General features: G+C 70.1%; 20 protein-coding genes and 1 tRNA gene. 13 read left to right on the top strand and 8 right to left on the bottom strand.

What is annotated here, in order from left to right; all coding sequences use genetic code 11:
- Positions 1-17: 17 nt before the first annotated feature.
- Entirely contained in the window at positions 18-1,361 is a 1,344-nt protein-coding gene (locus tag FG154_RS12805; protein WP_145108470.1) for a TldD/PmbA family protein, read from the top strand.
- On the top strand, positions 1,348-2,124 hold the full coding sequence (locus tag FG154_RS12800; RefSeq protein WP_145108467.1) for a 3'(2'),5'-bisphosphate nucleotidase CysQ: 777 nt from the start codon (positions 1,348-1,350) through the stop codon (positions 2,122-2,124). The genes FG154_RS12805 and FG154_RS12800 overlap by 14 nt, the downstream gene beginning before the upstream one ends.
- Before the next feature lie 5 nt (positions 2,125-2,129).
- Here the strand turns inward: FG154_RS12800 and FG154_RS12795 are convergent, their stop codons facing one another.
- Positions 2,130-3,008, bottom strand: coding sequence for a LysR family transcriptional regulator (locus tag FG154_RS12795; RefSeq protein ID WP_145108464.1), 879 nt, complete (start codon positions 3,006-3,008; stop codon positions 2,130-2,132).
- Between the two features lie 297 nt (positions 3,009-3,305).
- Between FG154_RS12795 and FG154_RS12790 the strand changes: the two genes are divergently transcribed.
- A tRNA-Pro gene (locus FG154_RS12790) sits at positions 3,306-3,382 on the top strand.
- 196 nt (positions 3,383-3,578) lie between these two features.
- Here the strand turns inward: FG154_RS12790 and FG154_RS12785 are convergent.
- The 3 genes from FG154_RS12785 to FG154_RS12775 are packed head-to-tail and all read right to left on the bottom strand — an operon-like array spanning position 3,579 to position 5,976.
- Positions 3,579-4,223, bottom strand: coding sequence for an HAD-IA family hydrolase (locus FG154_RS12785; protein WP_145108461.1), 645 nt, complete (start codon positions 4,221-4,223; stop codon positions 3,579-3,581).
- Positions 4,220-4,774 carry a 16S rRNA (guanine(966)-N(2))-methyltransferase RsmD gene (rsmD, locus tag FG154_RS12780; protein WP_145108458.1) on the bottom strand — a complete coding sequence of 185 codons (555 nt, stop codon included), beginning with the start codon at positions 4,772-4,774 and terminating at the stop codon, positions 4,220-4,222. Before rsmD ends, FG154_RS12785 begins: the two co-directional genes overlap by 4 nt.
- Positions 4,771-5,976, bottom strand: coding sequence for an NAD(P)/FAD-dependent oxidoreductase (locus tag FG154_RS12775; protein ID WP_145108455.1), 1,206 nt, complete (start codon positions 5,974-5,976; stop codon positions 4,771-4,773). The genes rsmD and FG154_RS12775 overlap by 4 nt, the downstream gene beginning before the upstream one ends.
- Before the next feature lie 99 nt (positions 5,977-6,075).
- Here FG154_RS12775 and FG154_RS12770 point away from each other — a divergent pair, with 99 nt between their 5' ends.
- Positions 6,076-6,564, top strand: coding sequence for a peroxiredoxin (locus tag FG154_RS12770; RefSeq protein ID WP_145108452.1), 489 nt, complete (start codon positions 6,076-6,078; stop codon positions 6,562-6,564).
- Positions 6,565-6,728: 164 nt separating this feature from the next.
- Here the strand turns inward: FG154_RS12770 and FG154_RS12765 are convergent, their stop codons facing one another.
- Positions 6,729-8,687 (bottom strand): protein meaA, encoded by a 1,959-nt coding sequence (locus FG154_RS12765; protein ID WP_145108449.1) that lies wholly within the window; start codon positions 8,685-8,687, stop codon positions 6,729-6,731.
- A 350-nt stretch (positions 8,688-9,037) separates the two neighbouring features.
- Between FG154_RS12765 and ccrA the strand changes: the two genes are divergently transcribed.
- The 4 genes from ccrA (at position 9,038) to FG154_RS12745 (ending at position 12,537) form a co-directional block, all read left to right on the top strand.
- Positions 9,038-10,330: a crotonyl-CoA carboxylase/reductase gene (ccrA, locus tag FG154_RS12760; protein WP_145108446.1), complete on the top strand. Its 1,293-nt coding sequence runs from the start codon at positions 9,038-9,040 to the stop codon at positions 10,328-10,330.
- A 154-nt stretch (positions 10,331-10,484) separates the two neighbouring features.
- Positions 10,485-10,658 carry a hypothetical protein gene (locus tag FG154_RS12755; RefSeq protein ID WP_101341360.1) on the top strand — a complete coding sequence of 58 codons (174 nt, stop codon included), beginning with the start codon at positions 10,485-10,487 and terminating at the stop codon, positions 10,656-10,658.
- Positions 10,659-10,692: 34 nt separating this feature from the next.
- The gene (locus FG154_RS12750) at positions 10,693-12,222 is read left to right on the top strand and encodes an ATP-dependent DNA helicase (RefSeq protein ID WP_186312354.1); all 1,530 of its coding nucleotides are present in this window, start codon (positions 10,693-10,695) and stop codon (positions 12,220-12,222) included.
- A 78-nt stretch (positions 12,223-12,300) separates the two neighbouring features.
- Positions 12,301-12,537, top strand: a complete 237-nt coding sequence (locus FG154_RS12745; RefSeq protein ID WP_145108440.1) for an Lrp/AsnC ligand binding domain-containing protein — start codon at positions 12,301-12,303, stop codon at positions 12,535-12,537.
- Between the two features lie 44 nt (positions 12,538-12,581).
- Here FG154_RS12745 and FG154_RS12740 read toward each other — a convergent pair whose 3' ends face one another.
- Both FG154_RS12740 and FG154_RS12735 read right to left on the bottom strand, forming a co-directional pair.
- Entirely contained in the window at positions 12,582-13,649 is a 1,068-nt protein-coding gene (locus FG154_RS12740; RefSeq protein WP_145108437.1) for a quinone-dependent dihydroorotate dehydrogenase, read from the bottom strand.
- On the bottom strand, positions 13,646-13,984 hold the full coding sequence (locus FG154_RS12735; protein ID WP_145108434.1) for a DUF952 domain-containing protein: 339 nt from the start codon (positions 13,982-13,984) through the stop codon (positions 13,646-13,648). The genes FG154_RS12740 and FG154_RS12735 overlap by 4 nt, the downstream gene beginning before the upstream one ends.
- Positions 13,985-14,132: 148 nt before the next feature.
- Here FG154_RS12735 and FG154_RS12730 point away from each other — a divergent pair, with 148 nt between their 5' ends.
- Together FG154_RS12730 and FG154_RS12725 are read left to right on the top strand one after the other, a co-directional pair.
- Positions 14,133-15,704 carry a bifunctional metallophosphatase/5'-nucleotidase gene (locus tag FG154_RS12730; RefSeq protein ID WP_145108431.1) on the top strand — a complete coding sequence of 524 codons (1,572 nt, stop codon included), beginning with the start codon at positions 14,133-14,135 and terminating at the stop codon, positions 15,702-15,704.
- Between the two features lie 255 nt (positions 15,705-15,959).
- Positions 15,960-16,868: a response regulator gene (locus tag FG154_RS12725; protein ID WP_145108428.1), complete on the top strand. Its 909-nt coding sequence runs from the start codon at positions 15,960-15,962 to the stop codon at positions 16,866-16,868.
- Positions 16,869-16,890: 22 nt separating this feature from the next.
- On the opposite strand, the gene FG154_RS21725 is transcribed toward FG154_RS12725, so the two are convergent.
- Positions 16,891-17,013, bottom strand: a complete 123-nt coding sequence (locus tag FG154_RS21725) for a hypothetical protein (RefSeq protein ID WP_281282075.1) — start codon at positions 17,011-17,013, stop codon at positions 16,891-16,893.
- Between FG154_RS21725 and FG154_RS12720 the strand changes: the two genes are divergently transcribed.
- The 3 genes from FG154_RS12720 to FG154_RS12710 are packed head-to-tail and all read left to right on the top strand — an operon-like array spanning position 17,003 to position 23,586.
- Positions 17,003-20,320 carry a transglutaminase family protein gene (locus FG154_RS12720; RefSeq protein ID WP_145108425.1) on the top strand — a complete coding sequence of 1,106 codons (3,318 nt, stop codon included), beginning with the start codon at positions 17,003-17,005 and terminating at the stop codon, positions 20,318-20,320. The two genes, FG154_RS21725 and FG154_RS12720, sit on opposite strands and share 11 nt — an antisense overlap.
- A complete protein-coding gene (locus tag FG154_RS12715; RefSeq protein WP_145108423.1) occupies positions 20,320-22,704 on the top strand; it encodes a circularly permuted type 2 ATP-grasp protein in 2,385 nt (794 codons plus the stop codon). The genes FG154_RS12720 and FG154_RS12715 overlap by 1 nt, the downstream gene beginning before the upstream one ends.
- Positions 22,705-23,586 carry a transglutaminase family protein gene (locus tag FG154_RS12710; RefSeq protein WP_145108420.1) on the top strand — a complete coding sequence of 294 codons (882 nt, stop codon included), beginning with the start codon at positions 22,705-22,707 and terminating at the stop codon, positions 23,584-23,586.
- Positions 23,587-23,618: the final 32 nt, after the last annotated feature.

The following is a 23,618-nucleotide window of genomic DNA, read 5'->3' as shown; positions in this document are numbered from 1 at the left end:
AACCAGAGGAGGTGCCCATGACCGAACCGCTCGACAGCCTGACCGCCCGGCTGCTTGAGGCCGCCCGCCGCGCCGGGGCCGAGGCCGCCGATGCGATCGCGGTGCGCGGCACCTCGCTCTCGATCGACATCCGCGAGCGGGCGCTCGAACAGGCCGAACGGGCCGAAAGCCTCGAGGTGGGGCTGCGGGTGCTGCTGGGCGGGCGGCAGGCCTGCGTCTCGGCTTCGGATGTATCCGCCGGCACGCTCTCGGCCATGGCCGAGCGCGCGGTGGCGATGGCGCGCGAGGCGCCGGACGATCCCTTTGCAGGCCTCGCCGACGCGGCGCAGATCGCGCGCGGCTGGGATCTCGCCGCGCTCGAACTGGTCGATGACTCGGCAGAGCCCTCGCCTGCGGCGCTGGAAGAGGATGCCCGCGCCGCCGAGGCGGCGGCGCTGGAGGCGGACGGGATCTTCCAGGTCGAGGCGAGCGGCGCCTGGTCGCGGCGCGAGATGCACCTCGCCGCGACGAACGGCTTTGCGGGCGGTTATGCGCGCAGCTCGCGCTCGATCTCGGCCGTGGCCTTCACCGGCTCGGGCACGCAGATGGAGCGGGACTGGGCCGCCGAGACCCGCATCTTCGGCGACGACCTGCCCGGCGCGGCCGAGGTGGGCCGCCTTGCCGCCGAGCGGGCGCTGGCGCGCGTCGCCTCGCGCAAGCCGCCGACCGGCCACTTCCCGGTGCTCTATGACGAACGGGTGGCGGCGTCGCTGATGAGCCACCTTTTGTCGGCGGTGAACGGGGCCACCATCGCGCGGGGCGGTTCGTGGCTGCGCGATGCGCTGGGGGCGCAGATCCTGCCCTCGCACCTTTCCTTCATCGAGGATCCGCTGCGGCCCCGCACCGGATCCTCCCGGCCGTTCGATGGCGAGGGGCTGCCCACCCGCCGCCGCGCCATCATCGAGAACGGGGTCCTCACCGGCTGGACGCTCGATCTCTCGACGGCGCGGAAGCTGAAGATGGAAAGCACCGCCAACGCCGCCCGCTCGACCTCGCAGCCGCCCTCTCCGTCGGTGTCCAACACCGAACTGACGCAGGGCACCGCCTCACGGGCCGATCTTCTGGCGCAGATGGGGACGGGGCTGCTGGTGACGTCGCTGATGGGCTCGTCGATCAACGGCAACACCGGCGACTATTCCCGCGGCGCGGCCGGCTTCTGGGTCGAGGGCGGCGAGATTGCCTGGCCGGTGAACGAATGCACGATCGCGGGCAACCTGCGCGAGATGCTGCGGACGATCGTGCCGGCGAACGACGCGCGGCCGCATCTGTCGAACCGCGTGCCGAGCCTGCTCGTGGAGGGTCTCACGATTGCCGGCGCATGACCTCGCGCTGCTGACCGAGGCCGCCCGGGCTGCGGGCGAGGTGGCGCTGCGCTACTGGAAGAACGCGCCCCGCGCGTGGGAGAAGGCTGAAGGGGCGGGGCCGGTCACCGAGGCCGACCTCGCGGTGAACGACCTGCTGGAGAGCCGCCTGCGCGCCGCCCGGCCGGACTATGGCTGGCTCTCGGAGGAGAGCGCCGACAGCGGCGCCCGCAGGCGCGCGCAGCGGGTCTTCATCATCGATCCGATCGACGGCACGCGCGCCTTCATGGCGGGCGAGGACACGTTCGCCCATTCGCTCGCCGTGGCGGAAGGCGGGCGGATCGTTGCGGCGGCGGTCTATCTTCCCGCCCTCGATCGCCTTTACACGGCCAGCACCACCACGCCGGCGATGCGCGACGGCCAGCCGATCCGCGCCAGCAGCCGGACAGAAGCCCGTGGCGCCACGCTTCTCGCCACGCGGCCGATGCTGGGCGACAGCTACTGGCCGGGCGGGGTGCCGGACGTGAAGCGCAGCTTCAGGGCCTCGCTGGCCTTCCGCCTCTGCCTCGTGGCCGAGGGGCGGCACGACGGGATGCTGACGCTGCGCGAATCGTGGGAGTGGGACATTGCCGCCGGCAGCCTGATCGCCGCGCGCGCGGGCGCGACGGTGACGGATCGCCTTGGCCAGCCGCTGGTCTTCAACTCCGAACATCCGCAGACCGCCGGAGTGATCGCCGCGGCGCCCGGGCTTCACGCCGACCTGATGGGGCGGCTGACGGCCTGAGGCCGTCAGATGTCCGTCCAGGACCGCGCGGCCTCTTTCAGGTGGGCGAGGAAGTTCTGCACCTTCATCGTCCGGTGGAGATCGACATGGGTCACGATCCAGATCGGGGCCTCCCACTCGGGGCGCGGCGGCAGGATCTCGATCAGGTCCGTCCCCGCCGCCTGCATCACCGGCAGGAAGCCGAGGCCCGCCCCCTCGCGCACCGCATCCTCCAGCGCGGCCGCCTCGGTGCCGCGGAAGGTGATCCGGTCGGGCGCCACCTCGTCGCGCAGCCACCTATGATGCGGCGCGCGCGGAACATCCGCGCCCACGAAGCGGTGACGCGGGAACTCCTCGGGGCCCGAGGGCAGGCCGTGCGCCGCCGCATAGGCGGGCGCGGCATAGAGCGCGTGCCGCATCCGGGCGAGAGGCTGCACCACATTGTCCGGTTCCTCGGGCGTGGAGCCGGCCCGGATTGCCACATGGGCCTCGCCATATTCCAGCCGGAAGAGCCGCATGTCGGTCAGGTAGCGCACGATCACCGCGGGATGCCGCTCCTGGAACGAGGTGAGGACGGGCGTGACCAGCCGCGAGAAGCCCGGCAGCGAGGTGACGACCAGCTCGCCCGCCACCGTCTCGCCGTTGCCCTTGATGCGGCTTGCGAGTTGCGCGAACTGCTCTTCGGTGGTCTGCGCGACAAGAAGCAGATCCCGGCCCGCTTCGGTGGCGGTGTAGCCGCGCGCGTGCCGCTGGAAGAGCCGCGCGCCGAGCCGTTTCTCCAGCGCGTCGATGTGGCGGATGACCGTCGCATGATGCACCCCCAGCACGTCCGCCGCGCCCGAGACGGTGCCGAGCCGCGCGACCTGATAGGCCGTGCGCACCTCGTCCCAGTTGTCGAATCCCATCGCCGTCCCTTCCGCCGTGCCGCGCCAGAGCGTCTTGCGCCTCGCAGGCCATACAATCTGGCAAAGCATAGTGCACGGCGGCCGGATCGTCAGGGGCCTCCGATTTCGTGCCGCCTTTCCCGATGGCTTGCCGGTCCCAGATCGCCCGGACCCTGCAGATGACGAGGGCCTGCATCGGCGCTCCGGGGGCGCCGGTGCGCTTCGGCCTGATTGGCGGCCATGTCCCGGGACAATGTGCGCCGCAAGGCGGCTTCGGGCTCTTCCCATCGGCGGGACAAGGTCCTAGAGAGGGGAGGACGGAGTGTAGCGCAGCCTGGTAGCGCGCCTGCTTTGGGAGCAGGATGTCGGGGGTTCGAATCCCTCCACTCCGACCATGTCCCTCCTTTGTGGCCCCATGCGGCTCCGGGCGCGGTGAAGCCGTTCGGGATGGCGCGCGCGCATCGCCGGACTGGCTGCGGCTGTTGGGGCCCGACGATGGGCAGCCGTTGGCCGCTCCTTGCGACCTGAGCGAACCCGGCCAGATCGGTTGCCTGCGTCCGGGGCGCGAACCGCTCCGCTTGTGAAGCTCGGTCAGAGCCCCATGAGCGACGGCAACTCGCGCATGTCGGTGAAGGGTCGCGCGCCTTCGGCCGCCAACGCCGCCGCGTTGCCGTTCGGCGCGTAGCCGAAGCAGGTCATGCCCGCCGCCCGTGCGGCGCGGGCGCCGGTGGGGCTGTCCTCCACGACCGTGCAGCGCGACGGCTCGACCCCCAGCGCGCGGGCGGCATGGAGATAGAGATCCGGTGCGGGCTTCGGTGCCCCCAGCGACTGGCCCGAGAAGAGCCGCCCGTGCAGCCGCGCCATCAGCGAGGGATGCTGCCCCAGCGTGACCTGCATCTTGCGGTCCGATCCGTTGGAGCCCACCGCATAGGGGATACCCGCCCGGTCCAGCGCCGCCACCACCTCCTCGACATGCGGGATGAGCGGCGTGCCCTCGCCGAGGCGGGCGTAGAGCCTCTCGTAGAAGTCCTCGACCCAGCCGGCCGGCAGATCGGCGCCGAGCTGACGGGCCTTGGCCGCCGCGCCGGGGATCGTACCGCCGAGGAAATGCACCTCGAGCTCCTCATGGCCCAGCGTGAGGCCGTGGCGGGCGAGATCCTCGCCCAGAAGGGCGAAGGCTGTGGGCTCGCTGTCCACAAGAACGCCGTCACAGTCGAAGATCACCGCCGCGGTCATGGCGCCTCCAGAAGGGTGACCAGCGTATCGCCGTAGCGCCGCTGGTCGAGTTGCGTGAAGCCCGCAGGCGGGGCAGGGGGGTGGTTCTCCTCCCAGACGATGATGGCGCCGGGGGAGAGCCAGCCGGAATGGGCGGCCAGGGCCTTCTCGCCCATTCCCTTGCCATAGGGCGGGTCGAGAAAACAGAGCGTGACGGGTGCCGCCGGTGCGGGGGCGGGGCGGGTTGCATCGCGCCGCTCGATCGCCGTCCTGTCCTCGGCCTGCATCAGGGCGATGTTGCGCTTGAGCAGGGCAAGCGCGGGCGGTCCGCTCTCGACGAGGATCGCGTGCCCGGCCCCGCGCGAAAGCGCCTCGAGCCCGAGCGCCCCGGTGCCCGCGAAGAGATCGAGAACCCGGGCGCCGGCCACCGGATTGCCATAGCCGCCATTGATCAGAAGGTTGAAGATCGCCTCGCGCACCCGGTCCGAGGTCGGGCGCAGATGGGCCCGTGCGTCCCCTTCGCCCACCTCGGCCAGCTTCAGCCCGCGCTTCTGTCCGCCGATGATCCTCATGCGAGCAGCGACTTGAGCGCGGTGGAGGGATCGGCCACCGTGTCGGGTGCCGGGCTCCGTCCGGCCTCGATCAGGCGCTTGCCGACCATGTAGGCGCGGGGATCGTTCACCGCATCCACGGCCAGAAGCTCGGGCCCGCGGTAATACCAGAAGGAGACCGAGTCGCCCTCGGGCCCCCGCGTCACCACCCGGTCGTAGCCGAGATCGAGGCCCGCGATCTGGAGCTTGGTGTCGAACTGGTCCGACCAGAACCAGGGCATGGGCCGGTAGGGCCGGTTGGCCCCCAGCATGTTGGCCGCCACCGCTTCGGCCTGATCGATGGCGTTTTGAACCGATTCGAGCCGCAACCGGCCGCCTTTCCAGGGAAACGAGGCGCAGTCGCCCGCCGACCAGATCGCCGGGTCCGAAGTGCGACCCATGTCATCCACCGCGATCCCGTTGTCGAGCGCGAGGCCCGCAGCCTCGGCCAGCTCCGTGGCGGGACGGATGCCCACGCCCGCGATCACGAAGTCGGCCGGAAGCTCGATTCCGTCGGCCAGCCGGGCCCCCGTCACCCGCTTTTCGCCGATCAGGCGGTCGAGGGCCACGCCCTCGCGGATGCGGACGCCGCGCGACGTGTGAAGCGCGCGGAACCAGTCGGCCGTCTCGGAGGCGGCCACGCGCTGCAGGATGCGCGGCGCCATCTCGACCACCGTCACGTCGAGCCCCAGTTTGGCCGCCACCGCCGCGGCCTCCAGCCCGACATAGCCGCCCCCGATCACCACGAGCCGCCGCCCCGGCTGAAACTCGGGCCGCATCGCATCGACATCGGCGAGGGTGCGGACGGTGAACACGCCGTCCAGCCCGCCGCCGGCGGCCTCGGGCAGGCGGCGGGCGACGGACCCCGTCGTCAGGACCAGCTGGCCGTAGGGCAGACGTTCGCCGCCCACGGTGACGGTGCGGGCGGTCCGGTCGATGGCGGTGACCGGCGCCCCCAGACGCAGTTCGATCCCGGCCTCGGCGTAGAAGGCCCGGTTGCGCAGCCAGAGCCGCTCTTCCTCCATCGTGCCAAGCAGGTAGGCCTTGGACAGCGGCGGGCGCTGGTAGGGCGGGCTCGGCTCCTCGCCCAGAAGCGTGATGCTCCCCTCGAACTTCAGCGCGCGCAGCTTGGCCACCAGCGCCGCGCCCGCCTGTCCCGCTCCGACCACCACGATGTCCGGCATGACCCTCACTCCTTCACCCTGCGACAAATCGACTGGCCGGGCGTCCGGCGCGACCCTATAACTCGCGGCATCGGGAACGCAACGAGATGGGGACAAGAGATGGTGATTTCGGTGGGAGACCGGCTGCCCGAGGCGACGCTGGTGCGGATCGGGCCCGAGGGGCCGGAGCAGGTGCAGCTGTCCGAACGGCTCAAGGGCCGCAGCGTGGTGATCTTTGCCGTGCCGGGGGCCTACACGCCCACCTGCCATTCGGCGCATGTGCCCTCGTTCATCCGCACGAAGGAGCAGTTCGCCGACAAGGGCGTCGAGGAGATCCTCTGCATCTCGGTCAATGATCCGTTCGTGATGAAGGCCTGGGGCGAGTCCACCGGCGCGTCCGAGGCCGGCATCACCATGCTGGCGGATGCGGAGGGCGCCTTCACCAAGGCGCTCGGCCTTTCCTTCGACGCGCCGCCGGTGGGGCTGATCGGCCGTTCGAAACGCTACGCGCTGCACGCCCGCGACGGCGTGGTCACGGTGCTCCATCTCGAGGAGAGCCCCGGCGTCTGCGAAAGCTCGGGCGGCGAGGCTCTGCTGGCGGCGATCTGATCGGGGCCGCGGCGTGACGGCCCGGCGGGCGGGCCGTCACGCCGCGAACGCGCTTCGGTCTCGCGCCGTGTGACGGTGGGCATCGTCACACGGCCGCGCCAATGACCTGCCGGCGGCCCTTCGGGCCTGCTGGCGAAGCGCGTTGGTCCGGTGCGGCGGAGGGCTTACTCCGCCGCGAGGGCCGTCCGGTCCACGAGGCCCACGATGTCCATCATGATCCGGTTCAGCTCGAAATCCTTGGGCGTATAGACGGCGGCCACGCCCATCGCGCGAAGCTGCTCGGCATCCTCTTCGGGGATGATGCCGCCCACGATCAGCGGAACGTCGAGCGAGACGCGGCGCATCTCGGCCAGAACCTCCGTCACCAGCGGCATGTGCGAGCCCGAGAGGATCGACAGGCCGATCACATGCGCCTGATCCTCGACGGCCTTGGCGACGATCTCGGCGGGCGTGAGGCGGATGCCGTCATAGGTGATGTCCATTCCGCAATCCCGCGCGCGGGCCGCGATCTGCTCGGCGCCGTTGGAATGGCCGTCGAGCCCCGGCTTGCCCACCACGAACTTCAGCGGCCGACCGAGGCGCGCCGAGACCGCCTGCACCGCCTCGCGGATCGGATCGAGCCCGTCGGTCCGGTTCGAGGGCGCGCGCGAGACGCCCGTTGGGCCGCGGAACTCGCCGAAGGCGCGGCGCAGCTCGGCCGCCCATTCGCCGGTGGTGGCCCCCGCCCTGGCGGCGGCGATCGAGGCGGGCATCACATTCTCGCCCGAGGTGGCGGCGCGGCGCAGCTCGGCCAGCGCGGCGGTCACGGCGGCCTCGTCGCGCGCGGCGCGCCAGGCCTTCAGCCGCTCGACCTGATCGCGCTCGGCTTCCGGGTCGGCCACCATGATCGCGCCGTCGCCCGTGGTGAGCGGCGAGGGCGCGCCGTTGGTCCAGCGGTTCACGCCCACCACCACCGTTTCGCCCGACTCGACGCGGGCAATGCGTTCGGCGTTCGATTGGACGAGGCGCGCCTTCATGTAGTCGATCGCCTCGATCGCGCCGCCCATCGCCTCGATATGGGCCAGCTCTTCCCGTGCACCGGCCTTCAACGCCTCGACCTTGCGCTCGACCGCGGGGTTGCCGTCGAAGAGGTCGTCGTATTCCAGCAGGTCCGATTCGTAGGCCAGGATCTGCTGCATCCGAAGCGACCATTGCTGGTCCCACGGCCGCGGCAGCCCCAGCGCCTCGTTCCAGGCGGGCAATTGCACGGCGCGGGCGCGGGCCTTCTTCGAGAGCGTCACCGCCAGCATCTCGATCAGGATGCGGTAGACGTTGTTCTCGGGCTGCTGCTCGGTCAGGCCCAGCGAGTTCACCTGCACGCCATAGCGGAAGCGGCGGTATTTCTCCTCCTCGATGCCATAGCGGTCGCGGCAGATCTCGTCCCAGAGATCGACGAAGGCGCGCATCTTGCACATCTCGGTGACGAAGCGGATGCCGGCGTTCACGAAGAACGAGATCCGGCCCACCATCGCCGGGAAGTGCTCGGCCGGAACCTTCGTGCGCAGGTCGTCGAGCACCGCGATGCCGGTGGCCAGCGCGAAGGCCAGCTCCTGCTCGGGCGTGGCGCCGGCCTCCTGCAGGTGGTAGGAGCAGACGTTCATCGGGTTCCACTTGGGCAGGTGGACCCGCGTGTAGGCCGCCACGTCGGTGATCATGCGCAGCGAGGGCTTGGGCGGGCAGATGTAGGTGCCGCGGCTGAGATATTCCTTCATCAGGTCGTTCTGCACCGTGCCCTGCAGCTTCGAGACATCCGCCCCCTGCTCCTCGGCCACCGCGATATAAAGCGCGAGCAGCCACGGCGCCGTGGCGTTGATCGTCATCGAGGTGTTCATCTGCTCGAGCGGGATCTGGTCGAACAGCGTCCGCATGTCGCCCAGGTGGCAGATCGGAACGCCGACCTTGCCCACCTCGCCGCGCGCAAGCTCGTGGTCGCTGTCGTAGCCGGTCTGGGTCGGCAGGTCGAAGGCGACCGACAGGCCCGTCTGCCCCTTGGCAAGGTTGGTGCGGTAGAGCGCGTTCGAGGCCCTTGCCGTGGAATGGCCGGCGTAGGTTCGGAACAGCCAGGGGCTATCCTTCTGGGTCATGGCGAGAAACCTCCACTCAGGCGGGCAAGGAAGTTGCGGTTGGATGTGGATACGCGAAAGATAATGTCCCTGTCAATTCGCCGCAATGCGGCGAGGTTCCACGGCCACGCGCCGGAAACTCCACTCGCCCCCTCGGGTGAACCAGGCTCCCTTTTACACGCCGCAGAGGCCCGCCGTCGAAGAACCCGCAGCCAGGGATCAGGATGATTTACGCTGCGTCGCAGCGGACAGAATATTACAAAAATGGCGCGCTTAGCTATTGCAATCTTGCGGAGCCAATCGTATCTCATCCCATCGACGCCGCCGATTCTGCGTTGCGGCACTCCCTTCAGGCCCTACAGGAGGCAAGCATGGCCCTCGACGTTCAGAGCGACATCGTCGCCTACGACGCTCCCAAGAAGGACCTTTACGAGATCGGCGAAATGCCTCCGATGGGTCATGTGCCGAAGCAGATGTATGCCTGGGCCATCCGCCGCGAGCGCCACGGCGAGCCGGACAAGGCCATGCAGATCGAGGTGGTCGAGACGCCCGCCATCGACAGCCACGAGGTCCTTGTCCTCGTGATGGCCGCGGGGGTGAACTACAACGGCATCTGGGCCGGCCTCGGCGTGCCGATCTCGCCCTTCGACGGCCACAAGGCGCCCTATCACATCGCGGGCTCCGACGCTTCGGGGATCGTCTGGGCCGTGGGCGACAAGGTCAAGCGCTGGAAGGTCGGCGACGAGGTGGTGATCCACTGCAACCAGGACGACGGCGACGACGAGGAGTGCAACGGCGGCGACCCGATGTATTCGCCGAGCCAGCGGATCTGGGGCTACGAGACGCCCGACGGTTCGTTCGCCCAGTTCACCCGTGTGCAGGCCCAGCAGCTGATGCGCCGCCCCAAGCACCTGACCTGGGAAGAGGCCGCCTGCTACACGCTGACGCTCGCCACCGCCTACCGGATGCTGTTCGGCCACAAGCCGCACGACCTGAAGCCGGGGCAGAACGTGCTGGTCTGGGGCGCCTCGGGCGGTCTCGGCTCCTACGCGATCCAGCTCATCAACACCGCGGGCGCGAACGCGATCGGCGTGATCTCGGAGGAGGACAAGCGCGATTTCGTCATGGGCCTCGGCGCCAAGGGCGTCATCAACCGCAAGGACTTCAAGTGCTGGGGGCAGCTGCCCAAGGTCAACTCGCCCGAATACAACGAGTGGCTGAAGGAAGCGCGCAAGTTCGGCAAGGCGATCTGGGACATCACCGGCAAGGGTGTGAACGTCGACATGGTGTTCGAGCATCCGGGCGAGGCGACCTTCCCGGTCTCGTCGCTGGTGGTGAAGAAGGGCGGCATGGTGGTGATCTGCGCCGGCACCACCGGCTTCAACTGCACCTTCGACGTCCGCTACATGTGGATGCACCAGAAGCGCCTGCAGGGCAGCCACTTCGCCAACCTCAAGCAGGCGTCGGCCGCCAACCAGCTGATGATCGAGCGCCGGCTTGACCCCTGCATGTCCGAGGTCTTCCCCTGGGACGAGATCCCGGCCGCGCACATGAAGATGTACCGCAACCAGCACAAGCCCGGAAACATGGCCGTGCTGGTGCAGGCCCCGCGCACCGGCCTGCGCACCTTCGCCGACGTGCTGGACGCCGGCCGCAAGGGCTGATGCCCCGGAAGGCAGTTTTCGGGCCGCCGCGGCACGGGCCGCGGCGGCTTTTGATTGCCTTCGAGGAAAAGCCCGGTTGACAGCGCGCGCCAGCCGCGCTCGCCTTGCGGTAGAATGACCTGCTCCGAAGGGCGATTCCGGCGCCGATGCCGCAATGACACATGACTGGATACTCGACGTGCTGAGCGACCTCCGCAGGTATGCCGAGCGGAACGCGCTTCCCGCGCTGGCGGCTGGCCTGGATGAGACGATCCGGCTGGCCCGGGCCGAGATCGGGGCGCCCCCGCCCGGTCCCGAACAGGACGAGCCGCCCTCGCGGCCCAACTGAACGCCGGCGCTGGCCTTGGCCTGCGCCTGCGGCTATGGTCGCGCCCATGCTGGCCATTTCCTTTTCCGACGATCAGGCGGAAGCCTACGACCGTGTGGCCGAACAGCTGCGCGGGATGGGCGTGGATCTCGCCAACGGCAGCCATTCGGCGCCCGTCGAGGGCAAGAGTTCGGTGCTCGCGGTGGTGGGCAAGGCCGGATCGGGCAAGACGATGCTGCTCGCCTCGCTGACGAAGGCGCTGACCGAGGCGGGGCTCGAGGTGGTCTCGGGCGACTGGGAGGGCCGCAAGCGCAAGGAACGGCGCACCCTCGCCATCCTTGCGCCGACGAACAAGGCGGCCAGCGTGCTGCGTCTGCGCGGCGTGCCGGCCACCACGATCCATCGCATCCTCTATTCGCCGCTCTACGATCCGCAGTATGAGCGGATCGCCGAATGGCTGGCCGGAAACGGCAAGCGCCCCGAGGTCGAAGGTCTGTCCGAGACGGCGCTCGACCGGGCCAAGGCCTTCTACGAGCAGGTGCCCTCCATCCCCGGTGCGCTGGCGGCGGCGGGTCTGCGGGGGTCCGACTTCATCAAGGGCTGGAAACGGCGGGACGAACCGCTCGACGTGGGCTTCGTGGATGAGGCCTCGATGCTGGACGAACGCCAGTTCGATGACTTGCGCGAGATCTTTCCCACGCTGGTCCTGTTCGGCGATCCGGCGCAGCTGGCGCCGGTGGGCCAGTCGGGCAAGATGGTCTTCGAGACACTGGGGGAGGCGCGGACGCTGTCGCTCTCGCGCATCCACCGACAGGCCGAGGACAATCCGATTCTCGATCTCGCCCATGCGCTGGCCGACCCGGACCTGAGCTTCGAGCAGTTCGAGACGATGGTCGAGCGGGCGGCCCGCCGGGACGATCGCGTGCAGGTGGCGCAGCGGGTCGATGCCGGTCTGATGGCGCGCTCGCCGGCGCTGGTCTGGCGCAACCAGACGCGGATCCGCCTCATCACCGCCTTCCGCGCCGCCCACGGCGCGCCCGAGACCGAGCTTCTGCCGGGCGAGCCGCTGATCTGCGACGGGATCGAGCTGCCGCTGAAGCATCGCAAGAAGCGGATCGACCTCGAGGCGCGCGGGCTGATCAAGGGCGCGCAGGTGATCTATCTCGGCCCCGGCAACCGGGAGGGGTTCGCGAAGCTGCATGTGGTGGGCGCCGAGGATCCGCAGGTCTCGGCCGCCTCGATCATCAAGATCGAGAAGCCCGGCGAGGAAGAGCCCTTCATCCCCTCGGCGGCCCGCATGGGCGCGGCCTTCCTGCACGGATCGGCCGTCACGATCCACAAGGCGCAGGGCTCGCAATGGGAGGTGGTGCAGGTCTTCGCCCCCGACCTCTGGGCCGCCGCGCAGGCGGGCCGGACCGAGGCGGGCGTGCCGCTCTGGAAGCGGCTGGCCTATGTCGCCATCACCCGCGCCGAAAAGCGCCTGATCTGGGTGGTGCGCAACCGCCTCGCCCTGCCGCAGCAGCCGCTCTCGGTCGAGGATCTGCCGCGCGCCGCCCCGCGGCTGAAGCTGCAGGCAGAGGAGTAGGCCCCCTCCGTCCGGGCGGGCGTGACTTCGCCCTCGGCCAAGGCTAGAGTCGGGGCAAAAGTGCAAGGGAGCAAGCACATGCGCTGCGTCTTCGTCCAGTTCCGCTGCGTGCCCGGCAAGACCTACGAGGTCGCCGACGCGATCTACGACCGCGAGGTCGTTTCCGAACTTTACTCCACATCGGGCGACTTCGACCTGATGGCCAAGGTCTATGTGCCCGCCGATCAGGATGTCGGCCGGTTCCTCTCGGAAAAGCTTTTCGATATTCCCGGCATCCAGCGCACGCTGACGACGATGACCTTCAAGGCCTTCTGAGCACAGGCTTCGGCCGCGTCTGAAAAGTTTTTTCTAATCGGTCGCTAACGGTTCATCCAGTCCGAGCGGCCGGTCCCGACGGCCTCGGAGACATTGCCGAATCCGTCCCGCTCGAGAAGCCGGTCAAGGCCCCTGGCGATCCGGGCCGCCAGACCCACGCCCTCGTAGACCATGGCGGTGTAGAGTTGCACGGCCGAGGCCCCGGCACGGATCTTGGCATAGGCGTCCTCGGCGCTCGAGATCCCGCCCACGCCGATCAGCGGCAGCCGTCCCTCGGTCAGATGCGAAAGCCGGGCCAGCACCCGCGTCGAGCGCGCGAAGAGCGGTGCGCCCGACAGGCCGCCCGCCTCGCCGGCGTGGGCGCTCTGCAGCCCCTCGCGCGAGAGGGTGGTGTTGGTCGCCACGATCCCGGCGATGCCGGACTCCATCGCCACCTCGGCAATCTCGGCCAGATCGGCGTCCGACAGATCCGGCGCGATCTTGAGGAACACGGGCACCGCAAGAGAGAGCGTCGCCCGCACCTCCATGACCCCGGCAAGCAGGGCGGACAGCGCCTGCCGGCCCTGAAGATCACGCAGCCGCTCGGTGTTGGGCGACGAGACATTGACCGTGGCGAAATCCACATGCGGGCCGCAGGCCGCCAGCACCGCGCCGAAATCGGCGGCCCGGTCGGCGCTGTCCTTGTTGGCGCCCAGGTTCAGTCCCACCGGAACCGGCCCCCGGGGCCGCATGGCCAGCCGGGCGCAGATCGTGGCCGCGCCGTCGTTGTTGAAGCCGAAGCGGTTGATCGCGGCGCGGTCCTCGAACAGGCGGAACAACCGGGGCTGCGGATTGCCCGGCTGCGGCCGGGGCGTCGCCGCGCCCACCTCGATGAACCCGAAGCCCGCGCGCATCAGCGCGGGCAGCGCCACCGCGTTCTTGTCATAGCCCGCGGCCAGCCCCACCGGGTTGGGCAGCGCAAGACCCGCGACCGAGGTGGCCAGCCGCGGCGACGTCACCGGCCCCGGCAGCGGCACAAGGCCCGAGCGCAGGGCCGAGAGGGAAAGGCCATGGGCCTTCTCCGGGTCCATCCGGTGAAGGGCCGTCAGCGCCGCGCGTTCCAGGATGTTCACCAGAGCCCCTCGGGGAAGATGTGGCCGGTGGCGCCAAGCGGGAGCGACTTGTCCCACACCACGTCGTCGAGCGTCATGCGGCGGTAGAGATGCGGAAAGAGCTGTCCGCCGCGCGACGGCTCCCACTTCAGGGCCGGGCCGGCGCGGTCGGGATCCACCGCCACCAGAACCAGATCGCTCTCGGTGCCGAAGTGCCGGGCCGCCGTCTCGGCCACCTGCGCCGCGGTCGAGAAATGGATGTAGCCGTCCGCCAGATCGACGGGCGCCCCGGCCGTGGCCCCGGCGTTGCGGAATGCGTCCCATTCAGTGCGGCGGAAAATCTTGAAGATCAGCATGTCAGCCTCATGCACCCGGACTGTGCGCCGGTCAATATGGCCGTTGGCCGATGAGTCCCGCTGCCCCTGCGTAAACCGGACCTCGCCTTTGACAGCGGGCGCCTGTCCCCGCACTCTGGCCGCACCTGTCCAGACCGGGAGCTTAGACATGAAATCCACCCTTCTCGCCTCGGCCGCACTGCTGGCGCTTGCGGCGGGCGCGGCGCGGGCCGACTTTGCGCTCACCATCCTGCACACGAACGATTTTCACGACCGTTTCGAGCCGATCTCGAACCATGATTCGACCTGCCCGCCCGAGGACAATGAGGCGGGCGAATGCTTTGGCGGGATCGCTCGGCTGGTGACGGCCATCGCCGAGGCGCGGGCGCAGGGAGGCACGCGGCTGCTGCTCGACGCGGGCGACCAGTTCCAGGGCTCGCTCTTCTACATGCGCTATAGGGGAGAGCTGGCCGCCGAGTTCATGAACGGGCTGGACTACGACGCCATGGCGGTGGGCAACCACGAGTTCGACGATGGCCCGGAGGTGCTGACGGATTTCGCCCGCCAGCTCGAGGCGCCGCTTCTGATGGCCAACGCCGATCTGACGTCCGAGCCCGAGCTGCGCGAGCAGGTCCAGAAGTCGGTGGTGGTCGAGAAGGGCGGCGAGAAGATCGGCATCGTGGGGCTGACGCCGCTCGACACGGCCGAGCTGGCCAGCCCGGGGCCCAACGTCATCTTCACCGAGCCGGTCGAGGCCGCGCAGGCCGAGGTGGACCGGCTGACCGCAGAGGGGGTGAACAAGATCATCGTGCTTTCGCATCTGGGCCACGAGGCTGACAAGCAGATCGCCGCGACCCTTCGGGATGTCGATGTGATCGTGGGGGGGCATTCGCACACGCTCCTGTCGAACGAGGATGAGGACGCCGCCGGCCCTTATCCGACCATGGTGGGCAAGGTCGCCATCGTCACCGCCTATGCCTATGGCAAGTATCTGGGCGAGCTGAACGTGACCTTCGACGACGCGGGCGAGCTTGTCTCGGCCGAAGGGGCGCCGAGGCTCCTCGATGCGTCGGTGGCCGAGGATGCGGCGACGCTGGCGCGGGTCAGGGAACTGGCGGCCCCGCTCGAGGAGATCCGCGCCCGCGTGGTCACCGAACTTGCGCAGGATATCGACGGCTCCCGCGAGAGTTGCCGCAGCGGCGAATGCGAGATGGGCAATCTCGTGGCCGATGCGATGCTCGAGAGGGTGCGCGAGCAGGGGGTCCAGATCGCCATCGCCAACGGCGGAGGGCTGCGCGCCTCGATCGAGGGGGGCACGGTCACGATGGGCGATGTGCTGACGGTGCTGCCGTTCCAGAACACGCTGTCCACCTTTCAGGTCTCGGGTGAAACGGTGGTGGCCGCGCTCGAGAACGGGGTGAGCGAGGTCGAGGAGGCAGCCGGCCGGTTCGCGCAGGTGGCGGGGCTGAAATATGTGTTCGATCCGGCCGCCCCCGCGGGGTCGAGGGTCTCGGAGGTGATGGTGATGGAAGAAGGGGGCTGGCAGCCGATCGACCCCTCGCGCACCTACGGCGTCGTCTCGAACAACTACGTCCGGCAGGGCGGCGACGGCTACACGATGTTCATCGAGGCCGCCAACGCCTACGATTTCGGACCCGATCTGGCCGACGTGACGGCCGAATATCTCGCGGCCCATGCGCCCTACGCGCCGGTGATCGAGGGCCGCATCACCCGCAAGTGACGCTCCGCCCCGGATCCGGCAACGGCCGCGGATGCCTCGTGCACCTGCGGCCGTTCGCGTTATCAGGGTGATAATGTTCCGGTCGGCATCGGTCTGGTTGATCGCGAACAGCCGGAAGGCGAGTAAGCGGAAAACTGCCGCATCCAGGAGAATTATCAGAACAGCTTTCGGCAATTGAGGCTCAAATCCGCGCCGCGCGTTAATCTGTTTCCGAGGCAGGGACAACAAGGCGCCGCGCGCGCGGAGGTGGGGGGCATGCGGCTTCTGGTGATCGATCATGATCCGGCCTTCGTGCTGGTTCTGCGCCAGATGCTTGACAGGCTCGGCCTGCCGGATCCCGACTGCACGGCCACCGCGCGCGAGGCGCTGCGGCTTCTGGGCGCGGGGGCACGATTCGATTGCATCATCCTCGATCTTGACCTGCCCGGAGGGGCCGCGGCGCTCTGCCGGAGGCTGCGCCTCCTGCCCGAACATGGCGCGACGCCGATCCTTCTGATCGCCCGCCCGCAGAAGGACGGCGATCTGGCCGAGGCGCTGGCCGCCGGGGCATCCGACTATGTTTCGCGTCAGATTGATCCGTTGGAGTTGCGGGCGCGGCTCGGCATGGCGGCCCGCCTGACCGATGAGCGGCGGCGCTCGCGCGCCCTTGCGCTCCGGCTTCACGGGCTGGCGGCGGCCGGCTTCGGCGATCCGCGGCCGGTGCTCGGGCTCGACGGGGTGATGGAGCTTGCCGCCTTCGAGGACCGGCTGCGCCACGGGCACACCGGCCAGACCGCGCTGGCCTTTCGGATCGGCAACGCGGGGGCCATCGCGGCGGCCGCAACCGCCGGGCAGTATCATGACATGCTGACCCATGTGGCGGCGGTGATCCTCGACCGGCTGCGGCCGGAGGGGCTGGTGCTGGCCCACGCCGGGCAGGGTGAGTTCATGGGGCTCATGCCCGCCCCCCCGACCGAACGGCCGCATGTGCTGGCCCAGGTGCTTGGCCTCCGGCTGGCGGACCGCGCGCCGATCTACGACCGTCTCGCCCTGCCGCGGCCGATCCTGCAGGTGGGCAAGCCGATGCGTCCCGGCCTCTTCTTCCGCTCGACGCCCGAGCGGCTGATCCACCGGGCGCGCGAGACGCTCCGCCGTCCCGATCCCGCTCCTCAGGTTCTGGTCTAGCCGCGGGGTCGTTGCCCAACCTTTAAGCGATCCCTGCCGCCGCGCCGATTTTTTCGCCGTGCGCGCCGATGGCCCATTGGCAGCCCGCCGCGATCCGTGGAACCGTCGGGCCGACCGGGCAACGGACGAGCGAGATGTCGATCAAGGCCAGCATCCACCACCTGACCCATTACCGCTACGACCGCCCGGTGACGCTGGGGCCGCAGGTGATCCGCCTGCGGCCCGCGCCCCATTCCCGCACGCGCGTCATCTCGCATTCCCTCAAGGTCTCACCCGGCGGCCATTTCGAGAACCACCAGCAGGACCCCTACGGCAACTGGCTGACGCGGATCGTCTTTCCCGAGCCGGTGACCGAGTTCCGCATCGAGGTCGATCTGGTCGCGGACATGGCGGTCTACAACCCGTTCGACTTCTTCGTCGAAGAATCGGCCGAGAACTGGCCCTTCGACTATCCCGACGACCTCCTCGAGGATCTCTCGATCTACCGCACGCCGGAACCGGCGGGGCCGCACCTGCGCGCCCTCCTCGACACGATCCCTCGCGAGCGGCGGCGGACGGTGGACATGGTCGTCGATCTGAACGCCCGCCTCGCCCGCGAGATCGCCTATGTGATCCGCATGGAGCCCGGCGTCTTCAGCCCCGAGGAGACGCTGGCGCAGGGCCGCGGCTCGTGCCGTGACAGCGCCTGGCTGCAGGTGCAGATCCTGCGCCATCTGGGCTTCGCCGCCCGCTTCGTCTCGGGCTACCTGATCCAGCTGAAGCCCGACCTCGAGGCGCTGGATGGTCCTTCGGGCACCGATCACGACTTCACCGACCTGCACGCCTGGGCCGAGGTCTATCTGCCCGGCGCGGGATGGATCGGGCTCGACGCGACCTCGGGGCTCCTGACGGGCGAGAGCCACATCCCGCTGGCCGCGACCCCGCATTACCGCAACGCGGCCCCCATCGCCGGCATGGCCAGCTACGCCGAGGTCGATTTCGCCTTCGACATGAAGGTGGCCCGCGTCGCCGAGCATCCGCGGATCACCATGCCCTTCTCGGACGACAGCTGGGATCGTCTGAACGCGCTGGGGCACAGGGTCGATGCCGCGCTGGCGGCGGGCGACGTGCGGCTGACGATGGGGGGCGAGCCCACCTTCGTCTCGATCGACGATTTCGAGGCGGGCGAGTGGAACACCGACGCCGTGGGCCCCACCAAGCGCGCCTTTGCCGACCGGCTGATCCGGCGGCTGCGCGATCGGTTCGCGCCGGGCGGCTTCCTGCACTACGGGCAGGGCAAGTGGTATCCGGGCGAGACCCTGCCGCGCTGGACCTTCTCGCTCTACTGGCGCGAGGATGGCCAGCCGATCTGGAACAACCCGGCGCTGGTCGCGGCCGAGGCGGCCCCGGCCGACCTTGGCCCCGCCGAAGCCGAGCGTCTCATGCAGGGGATCGCCTCGGAACTGGGGCTCGAGCCCGATCTCGTGGTGCCCGCCTACGAGGATCCGGGCGAGTGGCTGCTGAAGGAGGGCAACCTCCCCGAGAACGTGACGCCCGAGAACTCGGAACTGAAGGACCCCGAAGAGAGGCTGCGCATGGCCCGCGTCTTCGAGCGCGGCCTGACCGAGCCCTCGGGCTTCGTCCTGCCGGTGCAGAGGTGGCAGGCGCAGGCGCCCCGTCGGCGCTGGCGGTCCGAGCGGTGGAAACTGCGGCGCCGGCATCTGTTCCTCGTGCCCGGCGACAGCCCGGTGGGCTACCGCCTGCCGCTGGGCTCGCTGCCCCATGTGCCGCCCTCGCGCTATCCCTACATCAACCCGACCGATCCCACGGTCGAGCGCGCGCCGCTGCCACCCCCGGCGCAGATCGTGCCGCTCCAGACGCCCGAAGCCGGGGTGGCGAGCTTCACCGCCGCGACGCCCGGCCAGACGATGGTCGAGCAGATCCTCGGCGACGAAGGCGCGGTCCGCACGGCGCTGGCGGTCGAGGTGCGGGACGGGCGGCTCTGCATCTTCATGCCGCCCGTCGAGGCGGTCGAGGATTACCTCGATCTCGTGGCTGCGGCCGAGGCGGCGGCGGCCCGGCTGAACCTGCCGGTCCATGTCGAGGGCTACGCGCCCCCGCACGACCCCCGGCTGAAGGTGATCCGCGTGGCGCCCGATCCGGGCGTGATCGAGGTGAACATCCATCCGGCGGCCAGCTGGGAGGAGTGCGTCGGGATCACTACCGCCGTTTACGAGGAGGCGCGCCAGTGCCGCCTCGGCGCCGACAAGTTCATGATCGACGGCAAGCATTGCGGCACGGGCGGCGGCAATCATGTGGTGGTGGGCGGGCGGACGCCGATGGATTCGCCCTTCCTGCGCCGGCCCGATCTGCTGCGCAGCCTGATCCTGCACTGGAACCGGCACCCGTCGCTCTCCTACCTCTTCTCGGGCCTCTTCATCGGCCCGACCAGTCAGGCCCCCCGGATCGACGAGGCGCGCCACGACAGCCTCTACGAGCTTGAGATCGCGCTGGCGCAGATCCCGGGGCCGCACGACCCGCGCGCGCCGCTCTGGCTGCCGGACCGCCTCCTGCGCAACATCCTGACCGACGTCACCGGCAACACCCACCGGGCCGAGATCTGCATCGACAAGATGTTCTCGCCCGACGGGTCGACGGGCCGGCTGGGTCTGGTGGAGTTCCGCGGCTTCGAGATGCCGCCCGATCCGCGGATGAGCCTCGCCCAGCAGCTTCTGATCCGTGCCCTCATCGCGCGGATGTGGCAGAGCCCGATCACGGGCGCCCTGACCCGCTGGGGCACCGCCCTGCATGACCGCTTCATGCTCCAGCACCATGTCTGGGAGGATTTCCTCGACGTGCTGGCCGACCTGCGGGCGCATGGCTTCGACCTCGACCCCGAGTGGTTCCGGGCGCAGGCCGAGTTCCGCTTTCCCTTCTGCGGCGAGGTGACCTGCGAGGGCGCGCATCTCGAGATCCGTCAGGCGCTCGAGCCCTGGCATGTGCTGGGCGAGACGGGCGCCATCGGCGGCACGGTGCGCTACACCGACAGCTCGACCGAGCGGCTGCAGGTGACGCTGTCGGGCGCCGATCCGGCGCGCTACCGCGTGGCATGCAACGGGCGCGAGGTGCCGCTGCAGCCCGTGGCCAACGGCCGGGCGGTGGCGGGGGTGCGGTTCAAGGCCTGGCAACCGGCGGCGGCGCTGCATCCGGCGCTGCCCGTCGATGCGCCGCTCACCTTCGATCTTTACGACACATGGTCGGGGCGTGCGCTGGGCGGCTGCGTCTATCACGTCGCCCACCCGGGCGGGCGCAATTACGAGACCTTCCCCGTGAACGGCAACGAGGCCGAGGCGCGCCGCCTGGCCCGCTTCATGCCCCACGGCCACAGCGCCGGCCTCTGGCCCCTTCGGCCCGAGCGTCCGCACCCGGAGTTTCCGATGACGCTCGACCTGCGCCGGCCTGCGGGGCTCTGATGGAGAGACGGTCCCGACCCGCGCCGGGCCTGCCCGGCCTGACCGCCGGCTACCGCCCCGGGCCCGGCGTGCCGGACGAGATGATGGACGCCGAGGGCGGGATCCGCCCCGTCTGGCGCGGCTTCATGCGGCATCTGGCGGGGCTCACGCCCGAGGAGCTGGCCCGCCGCTGCGCCCGCGGCGACCAGTATCTGCGCGATGCGGGCGTCTTCTTCCGCCAGTATTCCGCCAGGGGCTCGGACGAGCGCGCCTGGCCTCTCAGTCACATCCCGGTGCTGATCGACGAGGGGGAGTGGCAGCGGCTGGCCGAGGGGCTCGTGCAGCGGGCGGACCTGCTCGAGGCACTGATGGCCGACCTCTACGGGCCGAACCGGCTGGTGGCCGAGGGCGTGCTGCCGCCGGCGCTGGTGGCCGGCAACCCCGAGTGGCTGCGCCCGATGGTGGGGATCGCGCCCCGCGGCGGGCACCATCTGCATTTCCTCGCCTTCGAGGTGGGACGCGGGCCGGACGGCGACTGGTGGGTGTTGGGCGACCGGGCGCAGGCGCCCTCGGGCGCGGGCTTCGCGCTCGAGAACCGGGTGGCCACCTCGCGCGTCTTCTCGGATTTCTACGCCGAGGCCCATGTCCACCGTCTCGCAGGCTTCTTCCGCACCTTCCGCGACGCGCTGCAGGACCTGCAGGCCGATCCGCAGGGCCGGGTGGGGATCCTGACGCCGGGGCCGCTGAACGAAACCTATTACGAGCACGCCTGGATCGCCCGCTACCTCGGCTTCATGCTGCTGCAGGGCGAGGATCTGACGGTTGACAGTGGTCAACTCAAGGTGCGCACGGTGGCGGGGCCGCAGCCGGTCTCGGTGCTCTGGCGCAGGCTGGACGGGGCCTACGCCGATCCGCTGGAACTCGAGGGGGGCTCGCAGCTTGGCACGCCGGGCCTTGTCTCGGCGCTGCGCCACGGCTCGACCACGCTGGTCAACAACCTCGGTTCGGGCGTGCTGGAAACCCGCGCCTTCCTCGCCTTCATGCCGCGCATCGCGCGGGCGCTGCTGGGAACGGATCTCACGCTGCCGAACATCGCGACCTGGTGGTGCGGGCAGGCGGCCGAGCGCGCCCATGTGGCGGCCCATGCCGACCGGATGCTGATCTCGCCCGCCCTCTCGACCCGGCAGCCGATCGAGGACGATCTCGCCGCACTGGCCGGAACCCGGCTGGCCCCGCTCGATCCCGCCGACGTCCTCGACCGCGAGGGAGCGGGCTTCGTGGGGCAGGAGTCGGTCGTCCTTTCCACCACGCCGGCCCTGATCGAGGGCCAGCTCGTGCCCCGGCCCATGAGCCTGCGGGTCTTTCTCGCCCGCACGCCCTCGGGCTGGCAGGTGATGCCCGGCGGCTTTGCCCGCATCGGCCGGACGCCCGAGCCGCGGGCCATCGCCATGCAGCGCGGCGGCGCCGCGGCTGATGTCTGGATCGTGAGCGCAACGCCCGTCGAGGCCGCGAGCCTGATCCCTGCGCAGGGCCGGCAGCTTCAGGCCCATGAGGGGCCGCTGCCCGCGCGGGCGGCTGACAACCTCTTCTGGCTCGGCCGCTATGTCGAACGGACCGAAGGGATCATGCGCCTGCTGCGGGCGCGCAACGTCCGGCTGGCCGAAACGGGCGACGCCAACGCGCCGCTTCTCGCGGCACTGGCGCCGCTCTTCCGGGGGCAGGGGGTGGACCCCGAGGAGGGCATCCCCAGGGGGCTGATCGAGACGCTCCGCTCGGCCATCGCGAGCGCCGGGCAGGTGCGCGACCGTTTCTCGCCCGACGGCTGGTCCTCGCTGGCCGATCTCGACAAGACCATGCGGCGCATGGCCGACCGGGTCGAGGCGGGCGACGACGCGGCCCGCGCCCTCTCGGCGCTGCTGCGCAAGATCACGGGCTTTTCGGGCCTCGTGCACGAGAACATGTATCGCGTCACCGGCTGGCGCTTTCTCGAGCTTGGCCGCCACGTCGAGCGCGGCGCCGCGATGGCAGCGGTGCTGGCGACGCTGGCCGATCCGTTCGCGCCCGACGGGGCGCTCGATCTGGCGGTCGAGGTGGGGGATTGCGTGATGACCCACCGCCGCCGCTTTGCCGTCACCACCTCGCGCGAGACGGTGGTGGACCTGCTGGCGCTCGACGCGATGAACCCGCGCTCGATCCTGTTCCAGCTCGACGGCATCCACGAGCAGGTGAGCTACCTGCCCGGCGCCACGGCGAGCCCGATGCCGGACTTCCTCCGCCTTGTCCTGCGGACCCGCACCAACCTTGCGACCGAGCGGGCCGAGCAGCTCGACACCCGGGCGCTCTGGGCGCTGCGCGGCGCGATCTGGGACATCTCCGATCTGATCACAGACACCTGGCTCAGCTGAATGCTCTATCAGGTCCGCCTTTCCGTCACCTACCACTACGCCCGTCCCGCCTCGGGAGGGCGGCACCTGCTGAGGCTTCTGCCCGCCCATCTGCCGGGCGTTCAGGAAATCTCGGAGGAGGCGCTCGCGATCAGCCCGCGCCCGACCGAGAGAAGCGAACATGCCGATTTCTTCGGCAACCGGACGGTGGAGGTCGCCGTGGCCTGCGACCATTCCGAGATCGTCTTCACCGCCGGCTGCCGGGTCGAGCGGCTGTTCGCGGGGCCGGGGGCGGACCGCTCGCCGCCGCTGGCGGACCTGCCGGACGAGATCGCGGCGGTGCGCGATCTCGGTCCCGCCGCGCCCCATCATTTCCTGTCCGCCTCGCCGCGGATCCGGCCGGTGGCGGCCATCACCGACCATGCCCGGCAGGCGCTGGCCGGCGCGCCCAGCGTGCGCGGCGCGGTCGAGGCGCTGGGGCGGGCGTTGCACCGCGAGATGCGCTTCGACGGAGGGGCGACATCGGTGGACACACGTCCCGAAGAGGCCTTCGCGCATCGGCACGGGGTCTGCCAGGACTTTGCCCAGATCATGATCGCGGGCCTGAGGGGGGTGGGCGTGCCGGCCGCCTATGTCTCGGGCTTCCTGCGGACGGTGCCGCCGCCCGGCCAGCCGCGGCTGGAGGGAGCGGATGCGATGCACGCCTGGGTGCGTGCCTGGTGCGGGCGGGCCGACGGCTGGGTTGATTACGATCCGACGAACGGCTGCTTCGTGGGAGCGGATCATATCGTGGCCGCGGTGGGCCGCGACTATGGCGACGTGGCGCCGGTCTCGGGCATCCTGCGCATTGCAGGCGGGCAGAGGACGAGCCATGCGGTGGATGTGATCCCGCTGACGGGCTGAGATGGCGCGCGGGCTACGGGCGCAAGGAGGGG

It is taken from the genome of Cereibacter sediminicola (genome assembly GCF_007668225.1).
Lineage (GTDB): Bacteria > Pseudomonadota > Alphaproteobacteria > Rhodobacterales > Rhodobacteraceae > Cereibacter_A > Cereibacter_A azotoformans.
Note: the sequence above shows the minus strand (reverse complement) of the source record. Positions and strands in the feature narration are given on the sequence as shown.

Coding starts and splice junctions, on each gene's coding strand:
- FG154_RS12805 (WP_145108470.1), top strand. CDS start 18: ATGACCGAACCGCTCGACAGCCTGACCGCCCGGCTGCTTGAGGCCGCC.
- FG154_RS12795 (WP_145108464.1), bottom strand. CDS start 3,008: ATGGGATTCGACAACTGGGACGAGGTGCGCACGGCCTATCAGGTCGCG.
- FG154_RS12785 (WP_145108461.1), bottom strand. CDS start 4,223: ATGACCGCGGCGGTGATCTTCGACTGTGACGGCGTTCTTGTGGACAGC.
- rsmD (WP_145108458.1), bottom strand. CDS start 4,774: ATGAGGATCATCGGCGGACAGAAGCGCGGGCTGAAGCTGGCCGAGGTG.
- FG154_RS12775 (WP_145108455.1), bottom strand. CDS start 5,976: ATGCCGGACATCGTGGTGGTCGGAGCGGGACAGGCGGGCGCGGCGCTG.
- FG154_RS12770 (WP_145108452.1), top strand. CDS start 6,076: ATGGTGATTTCGGTGGGAGACCGGCTGCCCGAGGCGACGCTGGTGCGG.
- FG154_RS12765 (WP_145108449.1), bottom strand. CDS start 8,687: ATGACCCAGAAGGATAGCCCCTGGCTGTTCCGAACCTACGCCGGCCAT.
- ccrA (WP_145108446.1), top strand. CDS start 9,038: ATGGCCCTCGACGTTCAGAGCGACATCGTCGCCTACGACGCTCCCAAG.
- FG154_RS12755 (WP_101341360.1), top strand. CDS start 10,485: ATGACACATGACTGGATACTCGACGTGCTGAGCGACCTCCGCAGGTAT.
- FG154_RS12750 (WP_186312354.1), top strand. CDS start 10,693: ATGGTCGCGCCCATGCTGGCCATTTCCTTTTCCGACGATCAGGCGGAA.
- FG154_RS12745 (WP_145108440.1), top strand. CDS start 12,301: ATGCGCTGCGTCTTCGTCCAGTTCCGCTGCGTGCCCGGCAAGACCTAC.
- FG154_RS12735 (WP_145108434.1), bottom strand. CDS start 13,984: ATGCTGATCTTCAAGATTTTCCGCCGCACTGAATGGGACGCATTCCGC.
- FG154_RS12730 (WP_145108431.1), top strand. CDS start 14,133: ATGAAATCCACCCTTCTCGCCTCGGCCGCACTGCTGGCGCTTGCGGCG.
- FG154_RS12725 (WP_145108428.1), top strand. CDS start 15,960: ATGCGGCTTCTGGTGATCGATCATGATCCGGCCTTCGTGCTGGTTCTG.
- FG154_RS12720 (WP_145108425.1), top strand. CDS start 17,003: ATGTCGATCAAGGCCAGCATCCACCACCTGACCCATTACCGCTACGAC.
- FG154_RS12715 (WP_145108423.1), top strand. CDS start 20,320: ATGGAGAGACGGTCCCGACCCGCGCCGGGCCTGCCCGGCCTGACCGCC.
- FG154_RS12710 (WP_145108420.1), top strand. CDS start 22,705: ATGCTCTATCAGGTCCGCCTTTCCGTCACCTACCACTACGCCCGTCCC.